Annotated in this window: 6 protein-coding genes; 4 read left to right on the top strand and 2 right to left on the bottom strand. The window is 71.5% G+C overall.

Annotation, left to right across the window (positions count from 1 at the left end; genetic code table 11):
* Position 1 precedes the first annotated feature (1 nt).
* Positions 2 to 832, bottom strand: a complete 831-nt coding sequence (locus ACZ4W5_RS18860; RefSeq protein ID WP_465655631.1) for a leucyl/phenylalanyl-tRNA--protein transferase — start codon at positions 830 to 832, stop codon at positions 2 to 4.
* A complete protein-coding gene (locus ACZ4W5_RS18865; protein WP_465655633.1) occupies positions 829 to 4,221 on the bottom strand; it encodes an amino acid adenylation domain-containing protein in 3,393 nt (1,130 codons plus the stop codon). The genes ACZ4W5_RS18860 and ACZ4W5_RS18865 overlap by 4 nt, the downstream gene beginning before the upstream one ends.
* A gap of 150 nt (positions 4,222 to 4,371) precedes the next feature.
* On the opposite strand from ACZ4W5_RS18865, the gene ACZ4W5_RS18870 reads away from it, so the two are divergent.
* From ACZ4W5_RS18870 to ACZ4W5_RS18885, 4 genes are all read left to right on the top strand, one after another.
* Complete coding sequence (locus ACZ4W5_RS18870; RefSeq protein ID WP_465655635.1) at positions 4,372 to 7,599, top strand: putative bifunctional diguanylate cyclase/phosphodiesterase; 3,228 nt, start codon at positions 4,372 to 4,374, stop codon at positions 7,597 to 7,599.
* A gap of 259 nt (positions 7,600 to 7,858) precedes the next feature.
* On the top strand, positions 7,859 to 16,423 hold the full coding sequence (locus tag ACZ4W5_RS18875; protein WP_465655637.1) for a ricin-type beta-trefoil lectin domain protein: 8,565 nt from the start codon (positions 7,859 to 7,861) through the stop codon (positions 16,421 to 16,423).
* An 86-nt stretch (positions 16,424 to 16,509) separates the two neighbouring features.
* On the top strand, positions 16,510 to 16,977 hold the full coding sequence (locus ACZ4W5_RS18880) for a hypothetical protein (RefSeq protein WP_360243663.1): 468 nt from the start codon (positions 16,510 to 16,512) through the stop codon (positions 16,975 to 16,977).
* A 224-nt stretch (positions 16,978 to 17,201) separates the two neighbouring features.
* The gene (locus ACZ4W5_RS18885; protein WP_360243666.1) at positions 17,202 to 17,564 is read left to right on the top strand and encodes a hypothetical protein; all 363 of its coding nucleotides are present in this window, start codon (positions 17,202 to 17,204) and stop codon (positions 17,562 to 17,564) included.
* Positions 17,565 to 17,635 lie beyond the last annotated feature (71 nt).

The raw sequence follows: 17,635 nt of genomic DNA on the forward strand, positions 1-17,635 counted from the left end.
GTCAGACCAGCCGCGCGACCGGCAGCCGACCGTCCGGCAGGGCACCCGCCGTGAGGCCCCCGACGGCGGCGAGCTCCCCGAGGTAGCGGGAGCGCTCCGTCGGCTCCGCCCCGAGGCTGCGCACGTACGGCCCGTCCCACTGGGCGTCGAGCAGCCGCCCGCCCGCGGCACCGAACCGGGCCCCGAGGTCGGCGACGGCGATCCGGGCGGCGTCCGGGCGGCGGTGGAACATCGAGTCCAGGCTGAGCGCCGCCCCGACGGCCACGCCGAAGACCCCGCCGACCAGTTCCTCGCCCTCCCACACCTCGACGCTGTGCGCCGCGCCGATCCGGTTCAGCTCGACCAGTGCGGCCCGTAACTCCTCGGTGAGCCAGGCGGGTTGACGCCCCTCGGCACAGGCCGTGAGGACCGCTTCGAAGGCCCGGTCCGCGGTCGTCCACCACTCCGGGGCCCGACCCCCCGCACCCTCCGCACCGCCCGCACCGCCCGCACCGCCCGCACCGCCCGCGGTGCGCAGCCGCCGGGCGAGCCGGCGGGGCAGTCGGACGGCGCCGGGCCGCAGCACCGGCCGCGGGTCGGGCGACCACCACGCCAGTGCGTACGGGTCCGCCCCGCCGGGCAGCAGGGCCACCTCGCCGGCCTCGACGGCGTCCCCGTACAGCGCCTCGTTGTAGGCGGCCGCGTAGTCGTCGGCGGCGGGCAGCGGGAACAGTCCGCACCGGTAGGCCGAGAGCAGCAGTTGCGGGCCGAGCACCCCGCCGAAGGCCACCGGCCCGTCCGTCGGCGCGTGGTGGAGGTCGAGGGCGTCGAAGTCCGCCACCGTACGGGTCACAGGAACCCCTCGTCGGCCAGCCGCGCCAGGTAGTGGTCCAGCAAGTCGGTGTCCACGTCCGGCAGTTCGATGCCGCTGCCGTCCAGGGCGGCTTCCGTGTTGCGCCGGTCGAACCGGGGGAACACCGGTTGGAAGTACAGCTCGCTGATGGACAGCCGGGAACCCGGCGCCCGGTCGACGAACAGCGGCACGAACGGCGTGATCGGGTGGGTGGGGTGCCCGGCGGCGAACCGGACCAGCCGTTGCACCCACTGCCGGTACGGGAGTTCGGCGATCCGGTGGCCGCGCGCCCGGAGCCGGTCGGCGAGTTCGGGGAGCCCGGCCGGGTTCGGCGAGGTGAGGTGGTAGACCTCGCCGTCGGCGGGCGCGTGCGCGGCGATGTGGGCGACCGCCCGGGCGAAGCGGTCGGCCGGCACGAAGTCCAGCGGCAGCCGGACGTCCGGGCAACTGCCGCTGTCGGCGAAGTACTTGATCAGCGCGCAGAGTTCGGTGCCGGTGTTCATCACCCCGGTGGCGAGGTCCCCGGTGACGTCGTTGGTGCGCAGCACGGTGACCGGCAGCCCGCTCGCGGCCGCGTTGTGCAGCAGCTGTTCGGCGACCCACTTGCTCTCCACGTAGCCGACGCCGAGCCGTTCGGGGTGGGCCAGCGGCGTGCGCTCGGTGACCTCGCGCACGCCCGCCGCGCCGAACCCGGCCAGCACGGCGAGGGTGGAGAGGTAGTGCACGGGCACGCCCCGGCTGTGTCCGGCGAGCCGGACCACCTCCCGGGTGCCGTCGACATTGGGCGCGCGCAGCTGGTGGTACGGGTAGAGGAAGTTGACCAACCCGCCGAGGTGGTACACCGCGTCCAGATGTCCTGCCAGCCAGTCGAACTGACGCTCCGTCAGGCCGAGCCGCTCGGCGGCCAGGTCCCCGACCAGCGGCACCACCCGGGCGTCCGCCAGGTCGTGCCGCAGGAAGCGCTGTTGGGTGGCGCGTAGCCGTTCCAGGGCGTGTTCCTGGTCCGGTGCGCGGACCAGGCAGTGGATCCGCGCGCCGGTGGTGGCGAGCAGTTCGTGCAGCAGGTGGGCGCCGCAGAAGCCGGTCGCTCCGGTGAGCAGGATCTCGGCGGGCTCGGCCCGGGAGGGCGCGGGGCTCCAGGACTGCCCGACGGGGTGGGTGAGCCGGGCCTCGGCCTGCCAGTCGACGGCGGCCTCCCCGGGGGCGGTGCCGCTGCGCTCGGCCTGGAGGGCAGCCGTGAAGTCGCGCAGCACGGGCGAGCGCAGCAGTGCCCGGGTGAGGGTGCGGACGTGGCCGACGTCCAGGCCGAACATCATCCGGGCCCGGGCGAGCATCTCCATGGCGAGCAGCGAGGTGCCGCCGAGCGCGAAGAAGTCGTCGGCGGGGCGGACGAGTTCGGCGCCGAGCAGTTCCGCCCAGAGGTGGCCGACGGCGGCCTCGACGGCGCTCGGTTCACCCTCGCCCGGTCGGCCCGGAGCCGGTTCACCCTCGCCCGGTCGGCCCGGGGCCGGTTCACCCTCGCCCGGTGCGCCCACAGATGCGTCCGGCCCGTCGGCCCGGACCGGGGCGTGCGGCAGCGCGCGCCGGTCGATCTTCCCCGCCGCCGTGAGCGGCATGGCCTCCAGCGCGACGTACTCCGCCGGGACGAGGTACTCCGGCAGCCGCTCCGCGAGGAACGCCCGCAGCCCCTCCGGCCGCACCGCCCGGTCGCCGAGCGTGTAGTAGGCGACCAGCAGGCGGCTGCCGTCCGGTGCGCTGCCGTCGGCCGCGACCCGGGCCTGCCGCACCGCCGGGTGGCCGGCCAGCACCGCCTCGATCTCGGCCGGGTCGACCCGGTGCCCGCGCACCTTCACCTGGTCGTCGAAGCGTCCGAGGAGCTCCAGCTGCCCGTCGGCGCGCCAGCGCCCGGCGTCGCCGGTGCGGTACATCCGCTCGCCGGGCAGCGGCGCGTACGGGTCGGGCAGGAACGATTCGGCGGTGAGCCCGGCCTGCCTCCAGTAGCCGCGGGCCAGCCCCGGCCCGCCCAGGTGGATCTCCCCCCGTTCACCCGGCCGCACGGGGCGCAGCCGCCCGTCCAGCACGTGCACCCGCACTCCCGGCAGCGGGCGGCCGATCGGCACGTGGGCGGCCGGGGAGTCCAGCAGCCCGGGGGTGAGCTCGGCGTGCAGGGAGGTGACTGCCGCCTCGGTCACGCCGTACGCGTTGAGCAGCCGCACGCCCGGCAGCCGCTCCGCGCAGGCCAGGCAGTCGTCGGCGTGCACCACGTCCCCGCCGACCACCACCAGCCGCAGCCCGGCCGGGGCCGGACCGCCGGGCGGCAGCAGGTCGAGCACGTGGTGCCAGTACGCGGGGGTGAAGTCGGCGACCGCAAGGCCGAGCCCGGGCAGTCGGCGGACCAGTTCGGTCGGAGCCCAGGTGTCGCGGCCGCCGAGCACCACCGTCGCCCCGGCGAGCAGCGTCGAGAACACCTGCTCCAGCGCGGTGTCGGCACCGAGCGCGGCCAGCTGGAGCACCCGCTCGCCGGGGGCGAGGCCGTAGGCGCGGACCACCCGGTCGAGGGTGAACAGCAGCGAACGGTGGGTGACCGGGACGCCCTTGGGTCGGCCGGTGGTGCCGGAGGTGTAGATCAGGTAGGCGAGGTCGTCGGGGGTGGCGCCGTCGGTGGCACCGTCCGGCCCGGGACCGCCCTCCGGCCCGGGACCGTCCTCAGGCCCGGCCGGTACGGGAGCACCGGCGTCCACCCCCACCCGCTCCACCCCGTCGAACCCGTGCCCGTCCGTGACCGCCACCCGCGCCCCCGCGTCCGCCACCAGCCCCGCGAGCCGCCGCTGCGGATGCGCCGGGTCCAGCGGCAGGAAGGCCCCGCCCGCCTTGAGCACCCCCAGCCAGGCCACCACCAGCTCCACCCCGCGCCCCAGGCAGACCGGCACCACCTGCTCCGGCCCGACTCCCCGGGCGCGCAGCTCGGCCGCCAGCCGGTCGCTGCGCGCGTCCAGCTCGCGGTAGCTCAGCGTGCCCTCCTCGCTCACCACCGCGACCGCCGCCGGATCGTGCGCGGCCCGGGTGCGGAACAGCCCGTGCACGGTGTCCGCGAAGCCGGCCCGGGCGCCGCCGGCGCCGCGCCGGGGTGCGTCCGGCACGTTGCGCTCCACCCAGGCCCGGCACTGCTCCCGCCCGGCCGGCCCGTATACCTGGCGCCACCCGCCAGGCAGGGTCAAGTCCCCCGGCCAGAGCGCGTACTGGCCGTCGTCGTTCCGTACCACGGCGTGACGCCCGGACCTCACATCCGCGCGTACGCCCCGTGCGCTGTCGACTGCGTCGTCCACCGGCTTGACCTCGTGCTGAAGCGGCAGAATGCTGGGAGGTGCGACATTTCCGACTATACGCACTCAGGAGACACCTACAACGTCCGTCGCACAGCCCGCCGGACGCCACTCCCCCGTGGGCCGACCGGCCGCGGAGGACCGTCCGCAGGACCCGCCCTCACCCGAACTCCCCCGCCCGACCGGCGGGGTGGTGTCGCGGAGGAGGTAGCCTCGTTGACTCGCCGGCGACAACGCCTGATGGCCTGTTACCTGCTCTGGATGGTGCTGTTCACCGGCATCTACTTCGCCGACCCCGGGCTGCGGATCATCTGGTGGACGGGCATGGGCCTCGGCGGCGTCGCCGCCGTGGTGGTCGGTGTCCGGCTCAACCACCCTCGCCACCCGCTCTCCTGGTACGTCCTGGCGCTGGCCAACCTCTGCTTCACCACCGGTGAGGCGGTCCAGGCCCTGCAGCTCGACATCCTGCACCTGCACAACCCGTTCCCGTCCGTCGCGGACGGCTTCTACCTGGCCGAGTTCCTGCTCTACGCGGTCGGCCTGGTCGGCTTCATCCGCTGGCGCACCGCCCGCCAGGACCGCGCCGGCCTGCTGGACGCCCTGATCATCACCCTCGGCCTGGCCCTGCTGGTCTGGATCTACCTGATCCTCCCGTACTCCCGGAACCCGGACCTCAGCTGGATCCAGAAGGCCGTCTCGATCGCCTACCCGCTCGGCGACGTGGTCGTCCTCGCCCTGCTGCTACGGCTGTTGACCCCGCGCGGCGGCAACTCCCGTTCGCTGCAACTGCTCACCGTCGGCGCCCTGGGCCTGCTCACCTCCGACATCCTCTACGGGCTGATCCAGCTGCACGGCACCTGGCGGATCGGCACCGGCGTCGAACTCGGCTGGGCCGCCTTCTACACCGCCTGGGGCGCGGCCGCCCTGCACCCCTCGATGGTCGAGCTGACCAGGCCCGTCCCCACCCAGCAGCCGGACCTCTCCGCCGGTCGGCTCACCCTGCTGACCCTGGCCTCGCTGATCGCGCCCGGCATGCTGATCATCGAGTCACTGGCCGGGAACACCAGCAACGCGGGCGTGATCGGCGCCTTCTCCGCCCTGCTGTACCTGCTGGTGCTGGCCCGGCTGGCCGTGGTGGTGGTGGCCCGCCGCGAGGCGGTGGCCCGGGAGCGGACGCTGCGCGAGGCGGGCGCGCGGCTGACCGCCGCCGTCACGGTGGCGGAGGTCGCCGACGCCGTCCAGTCCGCCGCCGCGACCCTGATGCCCGCCGAGCGGGGGCACGTCGCCCTGCTCGCGGTCACCGAATCGGGGGTGCTGCACGTCCGCCGGGCCGGCAACCACAAGGACGACCGGCGGGATGCACCTGCCCAGCACGATGCACACGACCGGCGGGATGCACACGACCGGCACGACCGGCACGATGCACCCGACCAGCACGATGCGCACGACCAGCACGACCACGGCGAAGCCCTCGCCCGCCTCGCCGCCCACCGCGAGACCCGCCTGCTGCCCGTCGGCTCCGACGAGCTCCCCGCCCGCCTCGGCAGCATGCCCGCCGCCCTGGTCAGCCCGCTGATGCTGGCCGAGCGCCCCTCCGGCGACCCGCTCATCGGCGCCCTGGTCGTCACCGGCACCGAGCAGGAACTGACCAGTCTCTGGGGCTCGCTGGAGATCCTCGCCGCCCAGGCCGCGCTGGCCGTGGAACGCGTGGTGCTGAGCCAGGAGGTCACCCGCCGCAACAGCGAGCTGTACTTCCGCACCCTCGTGCAGAACGCCAGCGACGTCATCCTGATCCTGGACGCCGACGACGGCATCCGCTACGCCTCCTCCTCCGCGGAGCGCGTCCTGGGCCACCCCGACCTGAACGGCACCCGGCTGACCGACCTCGTCCCGCCCGAGGACAGCCGGGAGGTCGGCGGCGCGCTGGCCCGGATGCGCGGCTCCGCCGAGCCGCCCCGCGGCGACCAGCCGCGCGAGCACTGGCGGCTGCTGCGCCAGGACCGCACCCCGATCGAGGCCGAGGTCCGCTACACCGACCTGCGCGACGACCCGACCGTCGGCGGCCTGGTGCTCACCCTGCGCGACGTCACCGAGCAGCGCCAGATGGAGCGCGAGCTGACCCACCGGGCCTTCCACGACTCGCTGACCGGCCTCGCCAACCGGGTGCTGTTCCAGGACCGGGTCGGCCACGCGCTCTCCCGCGGCGAGCGCAGCGGCGCCGTCACCGGGGTGCTGTTCATCGACCTGGACGACTTCAAGGTGGTCAACGACACCCAGGGCCACGCGGTCGGCGACGAACTGCTGGTCGCCGTCTCGCTGCGGATCTCCACCGCGCTGCGCAGTTCCGACACCGCGGCCCGGCTCGGCGGCGACGAGTTCGCCGTCCTGGTCGAGGACGCGCTCCGCCCGACCGACGTGGACAAGATCGCGGCCTCCGTGCTCGCGGTGTTCACCGAACCGTTCAAGCTCAGCGCCGGCGCCGTCCGGGTCAGCGCCAGCATCGGGGTGTCCACCACCGACGACAGCGTGGACTCCGCCGAGCTGCTGGCCCACGCCGACCTCGCGCTCTACTCGGCGAAGGCGGCCGGCCGCCGCCAGTGGTGCCACTACCGGCCCGCCCTGCAGACCGGGATGGTGGAGCGGCACGAGATGAACGAGAACCTGGACTCCGCCATCGCCGAATCGGCCTTCCAGCTCTACTACCAGCCGATCGTCGACCTGCGCACGGGCGATCTGGTGGCCTTCGAAGCCCTCGTCCGCTGGCCGCACGACCAGCGCGGCATGGTGCTGCCCGACGAGTTCATCGCCCTCGCCGAGGAGAGCGGCCAGATCGTCCCGCTCGGCGCCTGGGTCCTCGAACGCGCCGCCGAGGAGGCCGCCGCCTGGCACGCCGCCAGCTCCGCCCCCCGCACCGCCACCGGCCGCCCCCCGCTGCGCGTCAACGTCAACGTCTCCGCCCGCCAGTTCCGCGACGCCGGCTTCGTCGACGTGGTCCGGCACGCCCTGGACACCTCCGGCATCGACCCGCGCACCCTCGTCCTGGAACTCACCGAATCCGTCCTGATGCGCCGCGACGACCGGCTGCGCGCCGACATGGCCACCCTCGGCGACCTCGGCATCGGCCTCGCCATCGACGACTTCGGCACCGGCTACTCCTCACTGTCCTACCTGCGGGAGTTCCCGATCTCCCTGCTGAAGATCGACAAGTCCTTCATCGACGGACTCGGCCTCTCCCCCCAGCAGTACGCCCTGGTCGAGGGCATCACCCGGATCGCCGACACCCTCGGCGTCCAGGTCATCGCCGAGGGCATCGAACACCCCGACCAGCGCGACCTGCTCGCCGCCATGGGCTGCCCACTCGGCCAGGGCTACCTCTTCGCCCACCCCATGGACGGCGCTCAGGCCCGAGCCCTGGTCCGGCGCACGACCTACGAGCCGGCCTGACCGGAAGCCGCGCAGACAAGGCAATACCCGGGGAAAGTACCAGCAAAGAACAATCGCTGACCCACCCTGGTATGCCTGACAATCGGTCAGACAATCCCCCCCTTTCTCGGCAAATCGCCATTAATCAACACCACGCATAGACGATTCGTTGCAAAATCTTCATCCCGGCTGGTCATGGGGCCCCTGCCGGGAATGAGAGATTGTCGTTCGGCTTCAAAGAAGCCTTTATCAACAATGGCAATCTCTTGAGAGAGTCTTGATGTCACGACGGTCTCTGGCCTCGTCCGGTTCCACGGGCGGGGCCTTCTCCACGCGCAGGACGCGGCGAATAGCCGCGCTCCTGACGCTCGGTCTGCTGGTGCAGACCGGCGTGGCGGTGGACGCGCTCACGGCGACCCCCGCCGTCGCCGCGCCCACGCCACCCGCACCCCCGGTCGCACCGGCCACCGAGGCGCCCGACGAGGCGTCGGCCCTGCTGACCGCCCGACTGCAGAAGCGGCGCATCGAAGTCACCGGTGCCCGAACGGAGTTCACCACCCTGTGGGCGAACCCCGACGGCACCCTGACCTCCGACCGGTCCACCGGGCCAATCCGGATGAAGGTCGGCGAGGCCTGGGTGCCCGTCGACACCACGCTGGTGCAGACGACGGACGGCAAGGTCGCGCCGAAGGCGCACCCGGGCGGGGTGGTCTTCGAGGGCGGCGACGCCGGGGTGACGGTGGGCGACAGCCTGCCGAGCGCCGCGGCGGCGAGTGCTGCTCCGAGCGCTGCTCCGGCAGCGGTTCCGACGGCGGCCCCCAGCGCGGCGCCGCCGACGACGCCCGCTGGCACGCCGTCAGCGCGCAGCTCCGCTTCGTCGACCGCCTCGCCGTCGGCTGCCCCGTCCGCCTCCGGTTCGGCTTCCACCCCGGCCTCCCCGTCGGCCTCCCCGTCGGGTTCGGCCTCCGCCGAACCGTCCCGGGCCTCCCGCAACGGCGCCCGCGCCGCAGCGGCCCCGGCCGCCGACCCGAAGCCGGCCGACCAGCAGCCCGCAGCCCCCAAGCCCACCGACGCCAAGCCCGCCGATCCCAAGCCCGCCGAGCGCGAGCTGGTCAAGATCGGCTCCGGTGAGCAGCAGGTCAAGTTCGGCTGGCTCGGCAAGCTGCCCAAGCCCAAGCTGGAAGGCAACAAGGCCACCTACGTCGACGCCCGCCCCGGCGTCGACCTGGTCCTGGAGGCCACCCGGACCGGCTTCGAGCAGTTCCTGATCGTCAAGGACCGTGCCGCCGTCGCCCAGACCGGCACCGTGACGATCCCGCTCGACACCACCGGCCTCACCGTCGCCCCGCAGCAGGACGGTTCGATCCAGCTGCTCGACAAGGCGAACGGCAAGGCCGTCGTCCGCATCCCGGCCCCCGTGATGTGGGACGCCACCGTCGACCAGGCCTCGCAGGAGCACCTGAACCGCGGCCCGGTCACGATGGAGCTGCGCGGCCAGGGCGCCGACACCGAGCTGGTGTTCACCCCGGACGCTGGCTTCCTCGCGGACCAGAAGACCCGGTTCCCGGTCACCATCGACCCGGTGGTGGACGTCGGCACGACCTTCGACACCTACGTCCAGACCAACGAGAACATCGACGCCTCCGCGTCGACGGACCTCAAGCTGGGCAGCTACGACGGCAAGACCGTGGCCCGGTCGTTCCTGACCATCCCGGGCGGCCCGTTCAACGGCAAGCAGATCCTGGGCGCCACCCTCAACGTCGCCAACTACCACTCCTCGTCCTGCACCCCGAAGCAGTGGGAGGTCTGGAACGCCCCCGGCGCCGCCTGGTGGACCCGCTGGGGCAACCAGCCCGCGCTGGACCGCAAGTGGGCCACCTCGAACGACACCTGGGACGTGTCGAACGACGGTGACAGCCACGACTGCTACGCCCCGGACGGCTCGTTCTGGGCCAGGGCCGACGTCACCGAGATGATCCGGAACTTCGCCGGGTACGGCTACAACGACTACGCCTTCGCCCTGAAGGCCGCCGACGAGTCCAGCAGCCTGTCCTGGAAGCGGTTCAGCTCCGCCGAGGGCTACTGGCCGCCGTACATCTCGATCACCTACAACACCGTCCCGGCCACCCCGGCGACCGTCGAGGTGCTCCCCTCCCAGCAGGGCAACCCGCGCTACACCTCGGACCCGAACCCGCGCTTCCAGGTGCAGGCGGCCGACCCCGACGGCGACCCGCTCAAGGTCTACCTGGACCTGTGGCGCGGCGGCACCTTCCTCGGCAGCATCGTCCGGGACACCCCGAACGGCGCGATCGCGACGGTCCGTCCCTCCGACTACGGCATCGCCAAGCTCGACGAGGGCGTGCAGTACTCGATCTGGGCCATGCTCGACGACGGCAAGTCCCGGTCCGGATGGGTCGGCACCAACGTCATCGCCGACACCGTCAAGCCCGGAACGCCGTTCGTGAGTTCGGCCGACTACCCGTCCGACGGCCTCTGGCACGGCACCGCCAACCAGCCCGGCTCGTTCACCTTCTCGCCCGCCCCGGGCACCGACGACACCGCGGCCTACGTCTACACCCTGGACGGCGGCACCCCGGTGACGGTCACCGCGACCGGCGCCCTGACCACCTCGATCACGCCGACCACCGAGGGCCGCCGTGTCCTGTCGGTGCAGTCCAAGGACCGTGCGGGGAACCTCTCCCCGCCCGCGACGTACGTGTTCCAGGTCGGCCAGGCGGGCATGAGCTCGCCGGTCAACGGCACCCAGACCGCCAAGCGCGTCAAGCTCTCGGTGGACGCCCAGACCCAGTTCAAGCGGGTGGTCTACCAGTACCGCCGCGGCCCCGGAGCCACCGAGTACAACGTCCCGCGCGCCAACCTCACCAAGGCCGACAACTCCCCGGTCACCGAGGACAAGCCACGGCTCGCGGACCTCGGCCCGCACGCCAACTGGAACGTGCTCGACACCCTCGGCCAGGTCGGCGGCGTCGTCCAGGTCCGCGCCGTGCTGTTCCCCGAGGACGGCTCCGGCAACGGCTACACCACCGTCTGGAACACCATGACGGTCGACCGCAACGCCGACGGCGCGGCCACCGACACCATCGGCCCCGGCTCGGTCAACCTGCTCACCGGTGACTACTCCACCGATGTCACCGACGCCGACGAGTTCGGCATGTCGGTCAAGCGCACCACCTCCTCCCGCGACCTCGCCCGCGGCTGGCAGCCCCAGGGCGAGCGGCTGACGCTCAACCAGCGTCAGATCGGCACCGACACCGCGGGCTTCACCCCCGGTCAGGCCGACGTCTCGCGCTCCACGGCACGCGGCCACGACAGCTCGACCGACTCGCTGCGGATCGTCCCGGCCGCCTCCGGCTGGGACTCCTTCGCCGCGGTCGGCCCCGAGTACACCATGGGCCAGGGCATGAAGCCCGGCCGCACCTACCGGCTCACCGGCTGGATCTACGTCCCCGGCGCCACCGGCCTGGACAACCCGCTGGCCAACCGCGGCCTGCGGATGGTCGGCGTCTACCGCACCCCGGCCGGCTACGGCGAGACCGCCTCGCCGAAGGCCTCGTTCACCGACGGCTGGCAGCAGCTGACCGTCGACATGGCCGTCCCGGCCGACGCCACCGAGGCCTGGTTCCGCCTCTACAACGGCAACGCCGCCGGCAGCGGCAAGGAGGTCTTCTTCGACGACCTCTCGCTCAAGGAGCTCGTCGCCCCCTTCGGCCCCCAGTGGGCCGGCGGCCCGGACGCCGGCACCGGCGGTGACTACCGCTCGCTCTCCTTCCCGCAGTCCGACCTGGTCGAGATCAAGGGCAACGACGACACCTCGCTGACCTTCGCCAAGGGCAACGACGGAACGTTCTTCCCCGAGCCCGGTGCCGAGGCCCTGGCCCTCAAGGCCGTCCCGGCCAAGTCCGGCGCGATCGTACTGTCCGCCTCGGGCCAGTGCCTGGAGGTGCCGAACGGCGCCGCCGGCACCGGCGCGCGGCTGCAGCCCGCCCCGTGCACCGGCGCCGCCAACCAGCAGTGGACCCGCGGCGACGACCTCACCCTGCGGCTGCTGGGCTACTGCCTGGACAACCCGTGGGGCCAGTCCGCCAACGGCACCCCGCTCACCCTGTGGACCTGCAACGGCGGTGACAACCAGCAGTGGGAGGTCCGGCCGAACAACACCGTGACCAACCGCCACTCGGGCCAGTGCCTGGACGCCGACAAGGGCGCCTCGATCTGGGTCTGCTGGGCAGGCCCCAACCAGATCTGGGACATCCAGACCGCCGGCACCACCTACGAACTGACCGAGCTGGACGGCTCCAAGACCGTCTTCGCCCGCCAGGCCGGATCCAGCATCTACCAGGTGGTCAGCGAGACGGGGCCCGATGCGGCCTCGACCACCCGCTACCAGTACGACACCACCGACGGCCGCTCGCTGGTCAAGCGCGTCATCCCGGCCGTCGAGCCGGGCGTCGACGACGTCAACGGCTGCACCGTCGACCCGCTGCCGCGCGGCTGCGAGGTGATGGAGTACGACTACGCCAAGGTGACCACCGCCACCGCCGCGACCCCGGGTGACTACCTGGACCGCGTCCGGGGCGTCAAGGTCTGGTCGTGGAACCCGGCCACCTCCAAGCAGGAGGCCGTCGAGGTCGCGCACTACGCGTACGACGACCGCGGCCGCCTGTCGCAGGTCTGGGACCCGCGCCCGGCCGACCCGCTGAAGATCTCCTACGGCTACGACGACACCGGCCGGGTCACCCGGATCGCTGCCGCCGGCGAGCAGCCGTGGAGCCTCGACTACGGCAAGGCCGCGTCCGACCAGGACCCGGGCCGACTGCTGAAGGTCCGGCGCAACACCCTCGCGCCGGGCAGCAAGGACCAGGTCATCGGCGAGAACGCGACCAACGTCGTGTACGAGGTGCCGCTGACCCGTGCCACGGGCGGACCGTACGACCTCTCCGGCGACGACGCCCTCAAGTGGGCGCAGACCGACGCGCCGACGGACGCCACCGCGGTGTTCGGACCGGAGGACGTCCCCGCCGTCAACACCGCCACGGCCGCCAAGCCCGGCCCGGACGGCTACAGGCCGGCCACCGTCCACTACCTCAACGCCTCCGGCAACGAGGTCAACACCGCTGAGCCGTCCATCACCGACGGCGGTGACATCAGCACCTCCGAGTACGACCGCTACGGCCACGTCGTGCGCTCCCTCTCGGCGACCAACCGCTCGATCGCGCTCGACAAGCACCCCGACGCCGACAAGTTCGCCGCCGAGCTGAACCTGCCGAAGGACTCCGCCTCGCGGGCCCGTCAGCTGGACTCCCGGACGACGTACTCGGCCGACGGCATCGACGTCGTCGACACGCTGGGCCCGGCCTACCGCGCCTCGCTCGCCGAGGAGGTCAAGGGCCAGACCTCCCCGGTCGCCGTGACCTACGAGGCCGAGAAGCTGCCGCAGCTGGGTACCAACGCCAAGGTCCAGGTCGACAACGACTGCTGCGGTCTCACCTGGTCCGGCGGCGCCCACCTGAGCGTCCGCGGCACCGCGGCGGGCGCGTTCGACACCATGCGGGTCAGCGTCCCCGAAGAGGGCAAGTACGTCCTCTCCGGCCAGCTCACCAAGGCCAGCGACCACGGCGTCATCCAGTGGGCGATCGACGGCCGGCCCGTCGGCCGGCCGATCGACACCTACAGCGCCGGCGGCGTGATCGCCCCGTACACCGTCGGCGACGAGGTCCAGCTGTCCCGTGGCGACCACGAGCTCAAGCTCACCCTGGTCGACACCAACACCGCCAGTGGCGGCGAGCGCTTCCACACCGGCATCGACACCGTCACGCTCACCAAGACGACCGTCAACCCGACCCTCCCGGCCGGTACCTCGGTCGTCGCGCGGGACCACAACACCAGCACCTACGACGAAGGGAAGCCCGACGGCCAGGCCTACCACCTGGTCACCACCGCCACCGACGGGGCCCGCATCGACGGCTACGCCGACGACGTCGAGCTGCGCGTCTCCAAGCACGGCTACGACACGCCGATCGGCGGCACGCCCGGGTGGAAGCTGAAGAAGGCGACCTCGGTCACCACTGATGCCCTCGGTGCCAAGCTGACCGCGACCGTCAAGTACGACGCCTCGGGCCGGGCGCTGGAGTCCCGCAAGCCGGGTTCCACGGGCACCGACGCCGGTACCGTCAAGTCGGTCTTCTACACCGCCGGTGCCAACCCGGACGACGCCGCCTGCGCCGGTCGGCCCGAGTGGGCGGGCCTCCCGTGCGTCACGACGCCGGGCGGTGCGGTCACCGGCGCGGACGCGAGCCGGATGCCCACCACCCTCCCCGTGAAGCGGATCACCCGCTACTCGCCCTTCAACGCGCCGGAGGAGACGACCGAGACCAACGCGGGCAAGTCCCGCAAGACCGTCACCGTCTACAACGAACTGGACCGCGTCGTCTCGACCGAGATCACCTCGGACGAGGGCAAGCCACTGCCCAAGGTCACCGTCGAGTACGACCCGGCGACCGGCGAAGCGGTGCGGACCACCGCCGGCGGCAAGACCCTCACCAGGGTCATGGACTCCCTCGGCCGACTGATCTCCTACACGGACGCCGACGGCGCCACCACCACCACGGAGTTCGACCGCTACGGCAAGCCGGCGAAGGTGAGCGACCCGACCGGATCCACCACCTACGCCTACGACCGGGCGAAGGAGCCGCGCGGGCTGGTCACCTCGGTGAACGACAGCGTCGCCGGCGAGTTCACCGCGAAGTACGGCCCGGACGGCCAGTTGGTCGAGCAGACGTACCCGGGCGGGATCGTCCGCAAGGACACCTTCAACGCGGTCGGTGAGGCCACCAGCCGCAGCTACACCCGCAGTTCCGACAACACGGTGATCTGGGCCCAGACCACCGACATCTCCACCCAGGGCCAGGTGGCCAAGGACACCAGCTCCACCGCCACCCGCTCCTACCAGTACGACCGGCTCGGCCGGCTGGTGAAGGCCGAGCAGACCACGGTCGCCGCCGGCTGCGTCACCCGTCAGTACGCCTTCGACTCGCACTCCAACCGCCTCTCCAAGCAGACCTCCCCGCACGGAGCGACCGGCGAGTGCCGCACGGACGGCGCCACGGCGGAGAACCACACCTACGACAGCGCCGACCGGCTCATCGATCCGGGCTTCACCTACGACGCCTTCGGGCGCACGGTGCAGACCGCCACCGGCGCCACCAACACCTACTGGGCCAACGACCGCGTCGCCGCCCAGGAGAAGGGAGACACCAAGCAGGAGTGGGCCGTTGACGCCGCCCACCGCCTGACCGCGTTCACCACCAGCAAGAAGCAGGCCGACGGGACCTGGGCCAATGCCACGTCGAAGCTGAACCACTACGGTGACGACTCCGACCAGGTCCGGTGGACCGTCGAGGACACCACGCTCGGCACCCTGACCCGCAACGTCTCGGGCCTGGACGGCAGCCTGGTCGCCACCACCAGCAAGACCGGCGACGTCCAGCTCCAGTTGGCGAACCTGTTCGGCTCGGTGGTCGTCACCACGGACACCGCACTCACCAAACCGGTGGTGCTGGACTTCGACGAGTTCGGCATCCCCCAGGACGGTCAGGCGACCGTCCGGTACGGCTGGCTCGGCGGCAAGGAGCGCTCCGCGGAGGCCCTGGACGGCGACATCCTCATGGGTGCCCGCCTGTACAGCCCGTCCGTCGGACGCTTCCTCCAGGTCGACCCGATCCCCGGCGGCAACGCCAGTCCGTACGACTACTGCACCGGCGACCCGATCAACTGCACGGACCTCGACGGCAACTGGGGCATGCCCAAGTGGCTCAAGAAGACGGTCGAGGTCGTCGCCAAGGTCGCTGAGGTGGCGTCCTACATCCCCGGCCCCATCGGCGCCGTCGCAGCCACCGTCTCGGCGGTCTCGTACGCCGCCACCGGCAACTGGGAGAAGGCCGCCGAAATGGCCGTCACCGCGGTCGCCGCCACCGTCGGGGCCGGCCCGGTCGTCAAGTCCGTCGCAGCAGCTGCCAGATCGACCAGGGTAGCGGCGAAGGCCGGTAGGGCGGCCGGCGCCTCCAGGATGCTGAGCAGGGCCACCTGCAACTCCTTCGATCCGGACACCCTGGTCCTGATGGCCGACGGCACCCAGGTGCCGATCGCCCAGGTGAACGCCGGCGACTACGTTGCCGCCGTCGACCCGGAGTCGGGCACGACGACGGCCCAACCGGTGCTCGGCGTACTGGTCGCGAACACGACCAAGCACATGGTCGACATCAGGACCGATCAGGAACCCACCACCTCGGGCATCCGCGCGACGTCCTACCACCCGTTCTGGGTCGAGGGACGGGGATGGGTCGACGCCATCGGATTGAAGCCGGGTGACCGTCTGCTGTCGCCCGACGGAACCGGTCCGACCGTCACGTCCGTGGTCGACGAGGGCGAGCTGCCTTCGCAACTCGTTTTCAACCTCAACGTCGGCGATATTCACACCTACGTCGTGTCCGACGGCGCAAATAATATCGTCGTACACAACGCCACCTGCCCGATCCCGCGAAAGGTGTGGTCGAACCACATCTACACCGGACACATATCGAAGGCGACCCAGAAGCTCCGCAGCAAGTTCATCGGCGATCGCGAAGAGGTCCGCGGTCTCATTGCCGACACCATCCGCACGGGCACACGGGCACGCTCGACCCTTGGCCGGGCAGGCCACACGTACGAGAAGACGTATGACCGCCAGGTCGGAGTGCAAAGGAATCTCAAGGGAAGGGTTTCGAAGAAAAAGCGAGTCCGAGTGGTCGTCGTCAGAGGTAAGGTGGTAACGGCCTACCCGTTCTAGAAAAGCACCGGGGGTGCGAGGCGGACTTCTTCTGCCTCGCACCCCCTCCTTCGATACGAAAAAATCCAGCCTCAGGAGAACAGCGAATGACCGTGTCGATGAGAATCTCCACGAAAGGCAATCCTTTCAGGAAATCAAAGTCCCCGGTCCAGCAGGTCGGCCTGACCGAACTGACGCACCACCGGCCACTCGGTGACATCGAGATCCACGGAGACGGAATCACCTTCGAGATGCCGGGTGTCTCCCTTTTCGACTTCACCAGGGTCATGCTCCTCTGCATCGCAGAGGCACGCCGGTCAGGAAAGTCTGAGTACTATTTCCCCGAGGGGGAGGGATATATCTTCCTCACGAGGACCGGCAGCATCGTCGAAATGACCTGCGACTTCGAGGACGGAGCCATCCGGGCGACACCTGGGGAGTTCAGGAGAGCACTGGCAGCCGCTGGTCTCGATATGATCGACCACCTCCAGGACCACGACTCCGGAGTCCTTCGCAACCCACACTTCAAGAAGCTCCGGGCAGATCTCCTCCTGGCAGCCGAGGAGATCGACTAGCCACCCCCCAGGTTGGGACGAGGTGTTGGATGGGGCCCTTGGTAGCAGTCGGCGCCCCCCAACAACCCGACACCTGCCAATGATCCCTGGCCGAACTGAACGCCAAATCGCCTATGGCGCAAGGGAGTTCACTCGTACGAGTGATTGCGAACGCTCCGCACACTGACCGACACTCGAAGCATCCGGAGAGCTCATGGGGCTCTCCCGGCGCAAGGAGTGACGCCATGAGCGCAGCCGAATCCTCCGCCTCCGAGATCCCGCAGATCGCGGGCCACTCGCAGCCCACCAGCCCCGGACAGGAGCTCGCCGCGATCGGCGGCAACGTCGGCGCCGTGTGGCGCGGCTGGTGGACCTGGACCCCCTCGCACGGGACGTTCAACCTGCAGATCCCCTGGAACGTCATCGGGATCGACTCCACCGTCGTCATCACCGCCTCCGAGATCGACTCCAACGGGAACCGCTTCGTCGGCGCCGCCGCCTTCCAGGTGTCGAGCATCGCCCCCGGCAACGGGATCGTGACCTTCAAGATCAACATCGGCTGGAACAGCTCCATCCCGATGCGCACCGACGTCCTGGTCTTCAACTGAGGCTGACCGGACCTCGACGCACGGAGAACAACGGGAGTGGGGGGGGGGGGGGGGGGGGGGGTCCCCCCCCC

The organism is Kitasatospora sp. NPDC029367 (assembly GCF_055569135.1).

What these genes read in the sequence shown, in the direction of transcription:
- ACZ4W5_RS18875 (WP_465655637.1), top strand. Translation starts at nt 7,859, where the DNA reads ATGTCACGACGGTCTCTGGCCTCGTCCGGTTCCACGGGCGGGGCCTTC.
- ACZ4W5_RS18880 (WP_360243663.1), top strand. Translation starts at nt 16,510, where the DNA reads ATGACCGTGTCGATGAGAATCTCCACGAAAGGCAATCCTTTCAGGAAA.
- ACZ4W5_RS18885 (WP_360243666.1), top strand. Translation starts at nt 17,202, where the DNA reads ATGAGCGCAGCCGAATCCTCCGCCTCCGAGATCCCGCAGATCGCGGGC.